Here is a 14,601-nt window from a genome sequence, read left to right on the forward strand (position 1 = left end):
AATCCGCATGGACATGCATGCCAATGGAATGTTGCAGGTACCAAGCATAAGGAGTGAAATGGATAGTGTCATCGGTTATATTGGATCGCAATCGAAAAAAAAGATTGGAACAAGGTCATCCTTGGGTATTCAAAAGCGAGATCGCTGCGGTTGAAGGCGAGCCGCAGCCCGGGGACCTTGTATCGATAATGAATCATCAGGGTCGATTCCTGGCTTCAGGTTATTACAACCCCCAGTCGCAAATTACGGTACGAACCGTTTCGTACCAACCCATCGAGAATATGGATCATCCTTTTTTTGCAGCCAGATTCCGGGAGTGCCTGAAGCATCGGGAGCGGTTCGTCGGGCATGAGAATGCGTACAGGCTCGTTTATGGAGAAGCGGATTTTCTCCCTGGTCTGATCGTGGATCGCTTTGAGGACGTGCTTGTGGTGCAACTGCTTACACTCGGTATGGATTTGTGCCGGGATGCGATCGTGAGTGCATTGGTTGAAGTGATTCAGCCGAAAGGGATCTATGAACGGAGCGATGTGTCCATTCGCGAACTGGAGGGACTTGAGCAGCGCACGGGAATACTCTACGGTGAGTGCCCGCGTCATGTGACCGTGACAGAGAACGGATTGAAGATCAAAGTGGACATTTACGAAGGTCAGAAAACGGGGTATTTCTTCGACCAGCGGGAGAATCGGGCATCGATTAAACCACTCATGACGGGCTGGGGCGGACGAAGCGGAATCAAGCTGCAGGAAGTGGAGCAAGACGGCGTGACGAAGCGGGTGCCCGTGAACAAGAGCGGCAACGAAGTCACATTCCCATATTGGATGGAGCCACCGTGCTCGAATGTTTCTCGCATACAGGCAGCTTTACGCTGCATGCATGCCAATACGGGGCGAAGAAGGTGACGTGTCTTGATATTTCGGAGCACGCTATTCAGAGTGCAAGAGAGAATGTAGAACTCAACGGATATCAAGATCGGGTCGAGTTCGTTGTAGACGATGCCTTTCAATACTTGCGTGGGCAAGTCAAAGGTTTGGAAGAGCGCGAACTCCGTTCACGCAGCGACCAAAAAGTCGATACATCGAAACCGTTGGCCGCTGGCGGCCGTTCATGGGACGTCGTGATTCTGGATCCCCCTGCTTTTGCCAAGACGAAGTCTGCTGTCAAGGGGGCTTGCCGTGGCTATAAGGATATCAACCTTCATGGAATGAAGTTGGTGAACGAAGGGGGCTATCTCGTCACGGCCAGCTGCTCGTATCATATGCGACCGGATTTGTTCCTGGAAACAGTCCAAGAAGCAGCGAAAGATGCCGGCAAAGTGCTGCGTCTGGTGGAATGGCGAGCGGCCGGCAAGGACCATCCGCAAATTCTTGGCGTAGATGAGGGACATTATTTGAAATTTGCCGTGTTCGAAGTACGCAGTAAGTCGAGTCTATAAACAGAGAGCTGGATAGGTAAAGCGTTGATTGAAAGACCCTTATTCCTTGTGGTGATTACATCCCAAGGAATAAGGGTCTTTTCTAACATAATCTACGCTATTGGCAATGAAATCCAAACGTATGTTCCATAAGTCTGCACTTGTGCTATACTAGAAATCATCATCTGAATTCAATGTTTCTTTATGTTTATGACTGGTTAAAGTCTATGAATCATGGCAATGAACGGATAGATTTAGGCCGTAATGATAGCTGCAATTTGCCAAGTCTATTTTAAGATAGAAGCTTTAAGTGCAAGCGGATTTTGGAAGGAGGTGCGGCATGGGGATTCAGTTTGTGATCGGAAGGTCGGGTAGCGGCAAGAGCACTATGATCCGTCATGATATGATCCGGCATCTGGAACAGGAGCCGCAAGGCAAACCCATGATATTGATCGTTCCGGAACAAGGGTCGTATGAAGCAGAGCATGCGCTGGTAAGTGCAGGTTCCGTAAGGGGGATGATGCGCGCACAAGTGCTCAGTTTTCGTCGATTGGCATATCGGATCATGCAGGAAACCGGGGGCGCAGCAAAGGTTGCCATCAGTGAGGAAGGCAAACGTATGCTGTTATATAAAATCTTAAGAAGGCGCAAAGAAGAACTTCAATTGTTCGGAGCCTCCGGAGAACAGCTGGGCTTTGTGGGCAAATTGAGTGAATTGTACACCGAGATGAAACGATATTGCATCGATGCATCCAATGTGGAAGGGCAAATGGAGCAGTTGACGATGAGAACGGGCGGCCCGCTCATGCTGCGAAGAAAAATGGAGGATATCGCCCTCGTTCTTCGCGACTTCGAACTCGAAATTTCACGATTGTACACGGACGATGAAGATACACTTGCAACACTAGCGGAAGGGCTGGCGGAGTCGGACTTCATCAAGCAGGCGGATATTTGGATCGATGGCTTCCACGGGTTTACGCCGCAGGAGTACTTGGTACTTCGGGAGATTATGACGCATGCCCGTCATGTCACGATTGCCTTGACACTGGACAAGCCTTACGGGGAGGGTAGCTTTCCGCATGAGCTCGAGCTGTTCCATCCTACAGCAACGACATACATAAAGCTTAAAGGTATTGCAGATGAGCTCGGGGTAGATATCGCTCACCAGGTGCTGGCGCCGGAGGTTTTACCGCGTTTTCAGGCTTCGCCCATGCTTGCTTTTCTTGAACGTGGTTATGACCGCAAGCAACGCTGGAGAGGGGAGGGCGCCCGGCACGGTTTACGGTTACGGGCTGCCAGTAACCGCCGGGCCGAGATCGAAGGTGCTCTTCGTGAAATGCTCCGACTTGTCCAGGATGAGGGTGCGAGATATCGCGAGATGGCGGTGTTCGTTCGTAATATTGGAGATTATGAGCATCTGATGGGACCGCTTTTCAGAGAATATGGCATTCCATATTTCCTGGACCAGAAGCGAAGCGAACTGCATCATCCTGTGGTGGAGTTCGTTCGATCTGCGCTGGATATCATTGGACGGCGTTGGCGTTATGAGGATGTGTTCCGCTGCGTCAAGACGGATCTGCTGCTCCCGCTCGACGGGTCGTTGACCCGCGGCGATATGGATCAACTGGAGAACCATGTCCTGGCTTCCGGAATTCAAGGCTCGCGTTGGTATGATGGACGTCCTTGGAAAGGAGCCCCAAGCCTTTCGCTTGAAGGCGGGGAGGAACAGAAAGATTCGGGCTCTGATCGTATGCGGCTGGTCGAGCACGCAAGAAGAACGGTATCGGAGCCGCTGTCCGTGTTTGAGAACCGGATGAAGAAGGCGACATCGGCTCGCGAGCAGAGTACAGCGGTATATCGCCTGCTGGAGGAGGTGGATATCCCCGAGAAGTTGGAGCTGCTTAGTCGAGCGGCCTTGGAGGCCGGAAGACCAGAGGAGGCAAGAGAGCACAGACAAGTATGGACGGCTGTGCTTGATCTGCTGGATCAAGTGGTCGAGATGATGGGCAGCGAGAAACTGAGTACGGAATTGTTCACCGGTGTCCTGGATACGGGACTATCAGAACTCAAGCTGGCACTCGTACCGCCATCGCTGGACCAGGTATTGGTCGGCAGCATGGATCGGACGAGGACCGGTCGTGTGAAATATGCTTTTCTGCTCGGTATTAACGAAGGCGTACTGCCTGCCCAACTTCAGGATGATGGGATATTAACGGAGCAGGAGCGGTTAGAGCTAGGGCAGCGCGGGCTGGAGTTAGCTCCGAGCATTTCCCGAAGACTGCTGGATGAGCGTTTCCTGATCTACAACGCATTGACAACGGCAAGCGATCAGTTGTGGGTTAGTTATCCGACAGCTGATGACGAGGGGAAAGGGCTATTGCCGTCCGAGGTTATCCGGCATCTTCGTTTGATGTTTCAGTTGGAAGAAGAACCTTTGCTACCACGGCCACACGCTGGACAATCGGTGGAAGAGCAGTCGAGGTATATAACCCGTAGCAACAAAACCTTGGCATTCCTGACAGGCCGGCTGCGAGATTGGAAGAATGGTGAGGATATCCCGCACATTTGGTGGCAAATGTACAATTGGTTCGTGGAGCAGCCGAAGATGCAGCCGCGGCTGGCTACGATGCTGTCGTCACTATCATATCGAAATGAAGCTCATCCACTGCAGCAGCAGACGAGTAAAGAGCTGTATGGGACGAAGCTGCGGACCAGCGTGTCCCGTATGGAACGTTTTGTCGCCTGCCCGTTCTCGCATTTTGCTTCGCACGGGTTAAGGTTGAAGGAACGCCAATTGTACCGTCTTCAGGCACCGGATATTGGGCAGTTGTTCCATGCGGCGCTAAGTAATATGGCAGTGAAGTTTCAATCCCAAGGCCTTGGCTGGGGCGATCTGACGGCGGATGAATGTCTTCGCGAAGCAGAGGCTACGGTTGACCAGCTCGCACCGATGCTGCAGGGTGAAATTTTGCTGAGTTCCAAACGGTATGGATATATTTCCCGCAAGCTCAAAAATATCGTCGGGCGCGCGTCCGTGATTCTGGGAGAGCAGGCGCGGCGTGGCAAGTTCGAGCCTGTCGGGCTTGAGCTGGATTTTGGACCAGGTAAGCCGCTGCCACCGCTAACCTTCGAGCTGCAGGGCGGCATTAAGATGGAGGTTGTTGGCCGTATTGATCGAGTGGACATGGCTCGCGGCGAGCAAGGGGTCATGCTGCGGGTCATCGATTACAAATCGAGTCAGAAGGACCTGCGTCTGCATGAGGTCTATTACGGTCTTTCGCTCCAGATGCTAACATACTTGGACGTACTGTTAACGTTCGCCGAGGATTGGCTGGGGGAAGCCGCGCTCCCGGCAGGCACACTGTATTTCCATGTCCATGACCCTGTCTTGCAATCTGCAAACGGAATGTCATCGGAACAGGCGGCGGAGGAACTGCTCAAGCGCTATAAAATGAAAGGGCTGCTGCTTGCAGACCGCGAGGCGGTCTCTTTAATGGATTCGTTTCTCGAAAAAGGGCACTCGGCAATCCTCCCCGTGGCGGTTAAAGCGGACGGCAGCTTCTACAGCAGTGCGGCCGTGGCGACGCCTGATCAATGGGAGACTTTACTATCGGCAGTCCGGGAGAACCTCATTACGCTCGGGTCCAGAATTACGGGCGGCGATGTCACGATCGAGCCGTACCGAATCCAGCAGGAAACAGCCTGCACATGCTGCTCGTATAAGCCGGTATGCCAATTCGATGATACGATCGAGGGCAGCGAATATCAGTTGTTAGGCAAGCCGAGTCGAGATCAAGTGTGGGATCTGCTTGGGTACATGAAGGGAGGGGGAAGTCGATGAGTGAGATGTTAGCAAAACCTGAAGGTAGCATGTGGAGTGACGACCAATGGAAAGCCATTGCGTTGGCGGGGGATGACATACTGGTCGCCGCTGCGGCTGGTTCAGGTAAAACCGCGGTGCTGGTGGAGCGGATTATTCGCAAAATCCTTGATGAATCCGCTGGTTTCAGCGTGGACCGACTCCTTGTCGCCACCTTCACCAAGGCAGCGGCAGCCGAGATGCGCGGCAGGATCAGAGAAGCGCTGGAACGCGAACTTGATCTTGATCCGGATAATGAGCACATTAGGCGCCAGCTCGCCTTGCTCGGTCGGGCATCGATCACAACGCTTCATTCTTTCTGTATGGAAGTGATCCGTCGTTACTATCAACTCATACCACTGGATCCTGGATTTCGCATTCTCAACGAGCACGAAGCCGATTTAATGCGGCAGGACATGCTGGAAGAGTTGTTTGAGGAGAAGTATGGCGAGGCGGAACAAGCGCCGGGCAGTCCTTTCTTGCGTTTGGCGGATTGGTTCAGCGGCGAACGGACCGATGATGCGCTGTACCGCCTCGTTCAGCGTTTGTATGATTTCTCGCGAAGCCATTCCTGGCCGGAACGCTGGCTTCGTGATACGGCTGCTGGCTTTTCGATAACGGATACGAAGGAACTGGGGCAGACGCCTTGGGTGCGGAGCATCATGGCAGATGCCCATTTAGCCTTGAAGGGGGCCGCCGGCTTGCTTGAGCAGGCGCGGCAGATCGCGATGCAGCCGGGTGGACCGGCCGCTTACGTTGATAATCTGGAGGCAGATCAGACGTTGATCGCTTCGTTGCTGGAAGCCGCCGAGACTTCCTCATGGGAGTCCATGCACGATACATTTCGCCAGGTAGCGTTTGGCAAGCTCAAATCGGTTCGCAAGGATGACACGCTCCCGGAACTGCAGGAGCGCGTCAAGGAACTTCGAGATCATGTGAAGAAGACCGTAAATGAGCTGAAGAGTTCATTGTTCGGTCGACCTGCGCCCGAATTTTTGCAGGAGCTGCTCATTGCTGCGCCGTTAATGGAGGAACTCGCTTCAACTGTCATCGACTTTGGCGAGCGGTATCGCGAAGCGAAGGCAAGCAAAGGATTGGTGGATTTTAACGATCTAGAACATTATTGTCTACGTATCCTCCGCCATCCGGATTCAGAGCCGGGGCATATGATGCCATCGGATGCAGCGGTTGAATATCGGGCGCAGTTTGATGAAGTCCTGCTGGATGAATATCAGGATACGAATAGCGTTCAAGAAGATATCGTCAGACTGATCTCAAGAGAATCGCCGGGTAACCGGTTTATGGTGGGTGATGTGAAGCAGAGCATTTACCGTTTTCGCCTGGCAGAGCCTGGACTGTTCCTGGACAAGTACAAGAACTTCGCAGCGGATATCGAATCAGAGCTTTCCGGAATCCGAATCGATCTGGCGCGAAATTTCCGGAGCCGGATGGAAGTGGTGGATGCGGTCAATATGCTCTTCAGGCAGATCATGAATGAAACGGTCGCCGAGATTGTCTATGATGATCGCGCGGAATTGGTGTGTGGTGCATCTTTCCCGGTCGAGACGGGGACAGACTCCCCATATACGCCTGAACTGCTGCTCATTGACCGTCATGGCAGAGGCGAAGAAGAGCCTTTGGAGGAGGGCGAAGGGACGGATGGAGCTGGGCATGAGGTTGAAGCACTGGAGATGGAAACAGCTCAACTGGAAGCACGTGCGATCGCCAGCAGAATTCGAGAGATGACCGGCGAGAATGAGAAACCGCTCTTAATCTACGATAAAGCACTCAAAACGATGCGGCCGGCAGTGTATGGCGACATGGTTATTTTGCTGCGCTCTGCGGCCGTATGGTCCCCGCTGATCATGGAAGAGCTCCGTCAGGAAGGAATTCCTGCATATGGCGAGCAGAACAAGGGGTATTTCCAGGCGATTGAAGTTGAGATTATGCTCTCCCTCCTCCAAGTCATCGATAATCCGCGGCAGGATATCCCCCTTGCTTCGGTATTGCGTTCTCCGATCATCGGTCTATCGGAGAATGAGATGGCGCAGGTGCGGTTGTGTGCACAAGGCTCGTATTACGATGCCTTGGTGGCTGCCGCAACATACAGCGGGCAACAACAGCCGCTGTTCGAACAACCTGAAAGCGCCAGATTTGTGAACGGTCAATGGAAAATCGCTGACCAGACAAGCCTCGCGGAGGTAGCGGCAGGATTTGAGCTAATAACGGGAAGCAGCCAGGACAGTGATAGTGGTTCAGGGACCAGTACATCCGAGCAGGTCACGATCTCTCCTGAGCTTGGCAGCAAACTTAGTCTGTTTATGGATAGATTGCAGCGCTGGCGTCAGGAAGCGCGCCAAGGAAGCCTGAGCGAGCTGATCTGGCATATTTATAGCGAAACGGGATATCTCGATTGGTTGGGTGGATTGCCTGGTGGACGACAGCGTCAAGGGAACTTGACTGCCTTGTATGATCGGGCGGTTCAATATGAACGGGATACAGCTTCACGGGGGCTCTTTCGATTCTTAACCTTTATCTCCCGGCTGCGTGACCGTGGCGGCGATCTCGGCACTGCGGCTGGAACAGAAAGTCATGGCAACGCCGTTCGGTTAATGACCATTCATAAGAGTAAAGGGCTTGAGTTTCCGATTGTGTTTGTGGCAGGCTTGTCCAAGAATTTCAACCAACAGGATCTGAACGCACCTTTCCTGATGCACAAGGAACTTGGATTCGGGCCCAAATTCGTGGATCAGACCTTGCGAGTTAGCTACCCGACACTGCCTAATCTGGCCATACGTCGTCGATCGCAGCTGGAACTGCTGGCTGAAGAGATGCGAGTGCTCTATGTTGCCCTTACCAGGCCGAAAGAGAAAATGATCATGGTAGGTACGGTCAAGGATTTGAACAAGAAAGTATCAGCATGGGCCCAGGTTGACCGTCATCATGAGCAGCTGTTGCCGGATCATCTTCTGGCCAGAGGGCGCAATTATCTGGATTGGATTGGTCCGGCAATCATACGTCATCGCGCGGCGGAGCGGCTGCGAGATGGAGCGGGTCTTCCATCAGTAAGTGAATCTGTCGTTGTGGGGCTGGATCAGGCGGATTGGATCGTATCGGTCGAAACTGCAGAATCTTTGGCCAAGGGAACTTCCAACGGCTTGACTCGTGAGGAGCCGGAAGAGAGTGCAGATCGCGCCGACAAAGCAAAAGCACTGCGCCAGCTTGAGCCGGTTCACATCGAATCGAAGGCTAGCGAAGATAAGCAAGACACCCGAGATCATATGCTAGACCCAGAACCGCTCCATCATCGGCTATCTTGGAACTATCCATATGAGACTGTCAGTCAGATATCGGCCAAAACTTCCGTGACGGAGATGAAGAGGCTGCTAGCCATGCAAGAGAGTCCTTCGCTTGACCTTGTAGAGGAGCAAGGGCTAAATCGTCAGAGCAGAGAAGGCTTGCAGGCGCTCGGCACCGGGCTTATAGTTTGCAGTTGAAACGCCCACGGTTTATGGAAGAGAACAAACTGACGCCTGCAGAACGCGGAACAGCTTATCATACGATTATGCAGCACCTGCCTCTTCAGCGTCTGGCATCGGAGGCGGGAGAAATAAATCAATCGGATGGTTTGGGCGTGGTACAGCAGACGATAGAATATTTGGTAGGGAAAGAGATTGTTACCCCGGAGCAGGCCAATGCCATTGACCCTGAAGAGATTAGCGGTTTGTTCCGATCGGAAGCGGGCGCGCATCTGCTAGCGGCCGAGGAAGTATGGCGGGAGATGCCGTTTTCTTATGCATTACCAGCAGCTATGGCTTATCAAGATTTGGATTTTCTAAATCACAGCAGGAATGAATCGCTCAACTGGCAATCGCTTCAGGATGAGACGGTGTTAATCCAAGGGGTTGTTGACTGCTTGTTCAGACTAAACGGCAAACTCATACTGCTAGATTATAAGACAGACAGGGTGATGGAGCATCGTGGCGGCATCGCCGCGCTGGTTGATCAATATCGTTTCCAGTTGGATTTATATGCTAAGGCGCTGGAAGATATCTTAGGCGAGCCTATAGAAGAGAAGTGGCTTTACTTTTTTGATGGCGGCCACGCTGTACAGGTAGAGGGGCAAGGAGGAGATGTGTAATGCGCATTTTGCATACCGGGGATTGGCATTTAGGACGAACACTTGAAGGACGGAGCAGGCTTGCCGAGCAAGAGCAGTTTATGGACGAATTGGTAAGGCTAGCCTCCGACCAGCAAGCGGATCTGATTCTAATGGCGGGAGATGTATACGATTCGGTCAACCCGCCGGCCTCGGCCGAGCAATTATTCTATGATGCCGCGGCAAGGCTGACCGAGGGAGGGCGTTCGTTCGTCGTTATTGCTGGCAACCATGATCAGCCGGAGCGGGTCGCCTCGATTTCTCCGCTTGTCGCCAGTCGCGGCATAACCTTAATCGGAGCGCCAACGGCGGAGGCCGTGACGGTAACGGCCAAGCGAACGGGAGAGGTGGCCAAGATCGCCGCGCTTCCCTATCCCTCCGAGGCGAGATTAAACGAATTGCTTGCAGGAGATGGAGACGAGGATCAGCTCCGCCGCGCCTATAGCGAGCGGGTCGGCCAACTGATGCAGAAGATGGCAAGGCAATTCACTTCCGCAACCGTTAACTTGGCCATGAGCCATATTTATGTGTTGGGCGGGCTTGAGAGTGAATCAGAGCGTCCGATACAGGTGGGCGGCGCTTACACTGTGGACCCCTCAGCATTGTCCATTGGGGCCGACTATACGGCTCTTGGGCATCTTCATCGGGCGCAAGCGGTGAAAGGTGACGGAATTATCCGTTACAGCGGTTCGCCGCTTGCTTACAGCTTCTCCGAGGCTGGGCAGGCAAAGTCTGTAACGATGGTCGATATTTCTCCAGGAGGAAAGCCCGTTATCGAAGAGTTGTTCCTTAGCAGTGGTCGTCCATTAGTGCGTTGGAAAGCCAAGAACGGACTGGATGAGGTTTATCGTTGGCTTGATGAGGAACGCGACCAGAATGCGTTTATTGACCTGGAGGTATCGTTGACCGAGGCGATGGGACTAGCGGATATTCAGCGATTGCGCAAAAGTCGGGAGGGTATTATTCATATTCGTCCGGTGTATCCGGAGATGGAGGCGCTAGAGTTAGAAATGGAGCGTTCACGCCTGCCGTTGCCTGAGCTGTTTCGCAAGTTTTATCAGAGGCATACCGGCGGTGCCGAGCCAGAAGATGAACTGGTTGAACTGTTTCTCACGCTTGTTGATGAAGAGGAGTCGGAAGCAGCGGGGGTGAATGCCTAGATGAAGCCGATCTATTTGAAATTGTCGGGCCTTCAGAGTTATCGCAATACGCAGGAGATCAACTTTGAGACCTTATGTGAGACCGGTCTATTCGGAATTTTCGGTCCGACAGGAAGCGGAAAGTCAACGCTGCTCGATGCGATTACGCTGGCTATGTATGGCAAGGTGGAGCGTGCAGTAAACGGTACGCAAGGAATCATGAATCATTCGGAAGACCAATTGGCCGTTTCCTTCACGTTCGAACTAACCTCTCCAGCCGGTCAGGAGCGATACCGAGTCGAGCGCAGGTTCAAACGAGTGAATGAGCTTTCGGTCAGTAATACGGTTAGTCGCTTCATTCAGGTCACGCCGGAAGGAGATCGAGTCGTAGCCGATAAGCTGGCGGAGGTAACCCGCTGTGTGGAAGAAAAAATCGGACTGAAGATGGATGATTTTACACGAGCGGTCGTACTGCCGCAAGGTAAGTTTGCTGAGTTTCTGTCGCTGAAGGGGACGGAGCGCAGACAAATGCTGCAGCGTCTGTTTCACCTGGAACGCTACGGTGATCAGCTTGGAATCAAGCTAAGTCGACGTGTCAAGGAGACGGAAGGTTCGCTCAAATCGGTGGAAGCCGAGCAGCAGGGCCTTGGGAATGCAGGGAAAGAAGCGCTCGTCCAAGCAGAAGCGTTGCTTGTCGAAGCGAGGGAGCATGCGGATGCGCTCAGAAAGAAGCTGCAGGGTGCTTCAGAGCGGCACGAAGCTCTGGGGAAGACCCGCGAACTGGACATGGAGCAGAAGCGCCTGCAGCGCAAACTGGACGAACTTGCGCTGCATGAAGAAGAGATCAAACGGCTAGAGCGCAAACTTGAACGGACTGCGGCTGCAGCTGAAATGATGCCGATACTTGGCGCATGGCGAGAATCGGAAGTACAGTGGGAGAGCCGCAATAAGACAGCCAAAGCGCTTGAAGGGCAAGCTGCCGCAGCTCAGCAGACAGCACAACAGGCGGGTAACACTGAAGAGACCGCACTCACCGCGCTGACGGAAGGGGAACCGAAACTGCTGCAGCGTGAACAACAGCTCGAACAAGCAGCTTCGCTTCAACAGGAGCGGGATACGCTGCGTGAAGAGCTGAGTCGTCTGGATAAGCAGCGCGCGGAGGCTCGCGTGGATGTTGAATCGGTTGCAACGCAGTTGAAGAAAGAACAGGAACTGCTTGAACGCGGACGCAAGCGGCGCGAGGAACTGCAACTGAAGTTGAAGGAGCTTGAGATACGCTCCAGCGACCGTCAAGCGCTGCACATCGCTATGCAGAAGCTGCAGACGATCGAAGCGTTAGCAGCACAGAAATTGCGTGTAGAACAGGAGCTCTTACAGCAAGAGGGCAAAGCGAAGGAACAGGCAGTGAAGCTGGAATCCTTGGTTCAACAGGAGCATAGATTACAGCGGCAATACATAAGGCTGGCAACACGCGCAAGCCAGCACCGAAGTGCGCTTCATGAGCTGCTGGCATTCGCTGATCGGACTGCCGCCGGAGCAGCGGAGGTTCGTCAAGCGATGGCGGTAGCACTTCGGGAGCAGGAGCTTCATTCGCTGTCCCTGTCCCTGTCGGCCCAATTGGAAGAAGGAAGGCCTTGTCCCGTGTGCGGGAGCGCGCATCACCCGAATCCAGCTGCCGTTGGCATGCTTGAGAATGTCGAAGATAACCGTTTGCAGCTTCTGGAACGGTCGGTCAATGATTTGCAAGAGGTGAGACTAGCATTAAGGCAATCGCTTCACGAGCTGGAATCTTTGCCGCAGGAATCCGAACTTGCAGATATGGAAGCGACTCTAGGAGCTGTCACGGCAGCCGATCAGGACAACGATAGGGCGGAGGCAGCCGTCTCCTATACATATCCTGACGCGAAGCAGCCGTACGATTTGGCTAAGATTGAAGCGGATGTAGAGTGGCTCACCCAGACGACAGAGGCCTTGGCTGAGGCTGTCAAGCAATGCCGGAATGAACTGGTCCAGGTACGGCAAGAGAATGAGAGCGCCCGGCACGAGCTGATGAGGTTGAACACGGCAAACGACAACGATCAAGCAATGCTTGAACAATTCCGTGACAAGCTGAAGAATTTTGAGAACGAGATCACGGGGATCAGGCAAACGTGGGAGGACACAGACCCGGCATTTCCGCTGGAAGCAGCCGCTGTTCGATTTCAGAATATGCAAGAACGGGATATGGAGTCCGATACGTTGAAAGAAGGGCTCGAGCGCAGCGTTCCGTTTCTGGAAGAGAAGCAGCAGACCATTCAGCAATTGGAACGACAGAACCGTGAGCTGGAGAAGCAATTGATTCAATGGGATGCGCAGTTCGAAGGCAAGAGCAACGTTATGAAGGACAAGGAAGAGCAGTTACGCAAATGGATCGGTCACCAGTCTGCACAGGTATTGCTTAAAGAGTGCCGCGATAGCTTGAAATCACTGAGAGACGCGGCTGAGCAGGCCAAGCGTCAACGTCGCCAGGCCGAAGAAGTTTCGCAGCAGGTTTCTAAAGAAGCAGCGCTGGCTGAACAGGCGGCAAATGCCGCGCAAGGACAGCTTCTGTCCGCCAGAGAGAAGTGGGAGCATCAGTTGCAGGCTTCCCCGTTCCTGTCTGAAGCCGATGTCAGAGAAGCCAGCTTGAGCGCCGACGAGACCGAGCGATACCAGCACCAAGTTAACGTTCATCGTGAAAGTCAGCGAGAGTGGATGATACGGCTTGGAGATGTGGTGCGGAAGATGGGAGAGCACACTTTCGAGGAAGAAGACTGGCTCCGCAGCACAGCAGAAATACAGGCGATCCGTACAGAAGACGAGGAGGCCATTCAGCGAAAAGCGAGAGCCGAGCGAGATTTAGAGGATTTGAACAAGCGCCACAGCAGGTTCATGGAGCTTGAGGAATCCCGAATCGACCTTCAGCGTGATAGCGAACGGCTGGCGAAACTTCAGTCTTGCCTGCGAGGGAATGCGTTCGTGGAGTATGTTGCAGAGGAACAACTGATGCAGGTTAGCCAGTCGGCGTCCCAGCGTCTGCGTTATTTAACCAAGCAGCGATATTCGCTTGAGGTCGATTCCGGCGGTGGTTTCGTCATACGTGATGATGCTAACGGCGGCGTCCGGCGTCCGGTATCGACGCTTTCCGGCGGGGAGACGTTCCTCACGTCTTTGGCATTGGCGCTTGCACTTTCAGCACAAATTCAGTTGAGAGGACAGTACCCGCTGCAATTCTTCTTCCTCGACGAAGGATTCGGCACGCTTGATCCTGAACTGCTTGAGACCGTTATTACGTCACTGGAGCGTCTGCATCATGACCAGCTTACTGTTGGGATAATCAGTCATGTGCCGAGCTTAGAGCCCGCCTTCCTCGTAAATTGGTGGTCAGCCCGGCCGAGCAGGCCGGGGAGGGATCGCAGCTCAAGATCGAGACGATGTGAGGATATGTCATGTTGAATTCATATTCTTATCGCGAAAGATGGACGAGATATCGCAATTTTTATATGATGAGTGCATGAAGAACGAGATGAGAGGGGAATGTGCAAATGGATTGTCTGTTTTGTAAAATTATCGAAGGCGATCTTCCTTCGACGAAGGTGCTGGAGAATGACAAGGTGCTGGTATTCCAGAATATTAACCCGGAGGCACCGGTTCACGTGTTGGTCATCCCGAAGAAGCATATTGCTTCGATGAATGATATTGAGGACGAGGATTTACTCTTGATTGGCGAGATGCATAAGGCAGCCAAGGAAGCGGCCGCGAAGCTGGGTATTGACGAAAGTGGGTATCGTCTCATCAATAATTGCGGCAAGGACGGGATGCAGACGGTATTCCACTTGCATTATCATCTCATGGGAGGAAAACGTCTGGGTGCTTTGACCGGCATTTCTCCAGAACACGCATAATTTTCCATTCTTACAAGAAGTATGCTGGATTCAATTAGGAATCATGGATCATGAGGAAGTTCTTGTCTGCAAGCGGCCGTAAAATAGGCTGTCTAGGTTGACACCCT

4 protein-coding genes and 2 pseudogenes are annotated in these 14,601 nt (G+C 53.1%); all 6 read left to right on the forward strand.

Annotated features, from left to right (window positions below):
* Positions 1 to 65: 65 nt before the first annotated feature.
* The 6 genes and pseudogenes from JCM10914_RS00945 to JCM10914_RS00970 all read left to right on the forward strand — a co-directional run bounded on the left by JCM10914_RS00945 (position 66) and on the right by JCM10914_RS00970 (position 14,494).
* Positions 66 to 1,435 (forward strand): annotated as a pseudogene (locus tag JCM10914_RS00945) (class I SAM-dependent rRNA methyltransferase).
* Between the two features lie 319 nt (positions 1,436 to 1,754).
* Positions 1,755 to 5,255 (forward strand): helicase-exonuclease AddAB subunit AddB, encoded by a 3,501-nt coding sequence (gene addB / locus JCM10914_RS00950; RefSeq protein ID WP_023956316.1) that lies wholly within the window; start codon positions 1,755 to 1,757, stop codon positions 5,253 to 5,255.
* Positions 5,252 to 9,414, forward strand: a pseudogene (gene addA / locus JCM10914_RS00955) (helicase-exonuclease AddAB subunit AddA). Before addB ends, addA begins: the two are co-directional and overlap by 4 nt.
* Positions 9,414 to 10,592 carry an exonuclease SbcCD subunit D gene (locus JCM10914_RS00960; protein ID WP_023956322.1) on the forward strand — a complete coding sequence of 393 codons (1,179 nt, stop codon included), beginning with the start codon at positions 9,414 to 9,416 and terminating at the stop codon, positions 10,590 to 10,592. The pseudogene addA and the gene JCM10914_RS00960 overlap by 1 nt, the downstream one beginning before the upstream one ends.
* The gene (locus JCM10914_RS00965; RefSeq protein ID WP_023956324.1) at positions 10,593 to 14,045 is read left to right on the forward strand and encodes an SbcC/MukB-like Walker B domain-containing protein; all 3,453 of its coding nucleotides are present in this window, start codon (positions 10,593 to 10,595) and stop codon (positions 14,043 to 14,045) included.
* Positions 14,046 to 14,134: 89 nt separating this feature from the next.
* Positions 14,135 to 14,494 (forward strand): histidine triad nucleotide-binding protein, encoded by a 360-nt coding sequence (locus JCM10914_RS00970; protein WP_023956326.1) that lies wholly within the window; start codon positions 14,135 to 14,137, stop codon positions 14,492 to 14,494.
* The last annotated feature ends 107 nt before the right edge of the window (positions 14,495 to 14,601 follow it).

It is taken from the genome of Paenibacillus sp. JCM 10914, from assembly GCF_001315105.1.
Lineage (GTDB): Bacteria > Bacillota > Bacilli > Paenibacillales > Paenibacillaceae > Paenibacillus_AQ.

Coding starts and splice junctions, on each gene's coding strand:
- JCM10914_RS00960 (WP_023956322.1), top strand. CDS start 9,414: ATGCGCATTTTGCATACCGGGGATTGGCATTTAGGACGAACACTTGAA.
- JCM10914_RS00965 (WP_023956324.1), top strand. CDS start 10,593: ATGAAGCCGATCTATTTGAAATTGTCGGGCCTTCAGAGTTATCGCAAT.
- JCM10914_RS00970 (WP_023956326.1), top strand. CDS start 14,135: ATGGATTGTCTGTTTTGTAAAATTATCGAAGGCGATCTTCCTTCGACG.
- addB (WP_023956316.1), top strand. CDS start 1,755: ATGGGGATTCAGTTTGTGATCGGAAGGTCGGGTAGCGGCAAGAGCACT.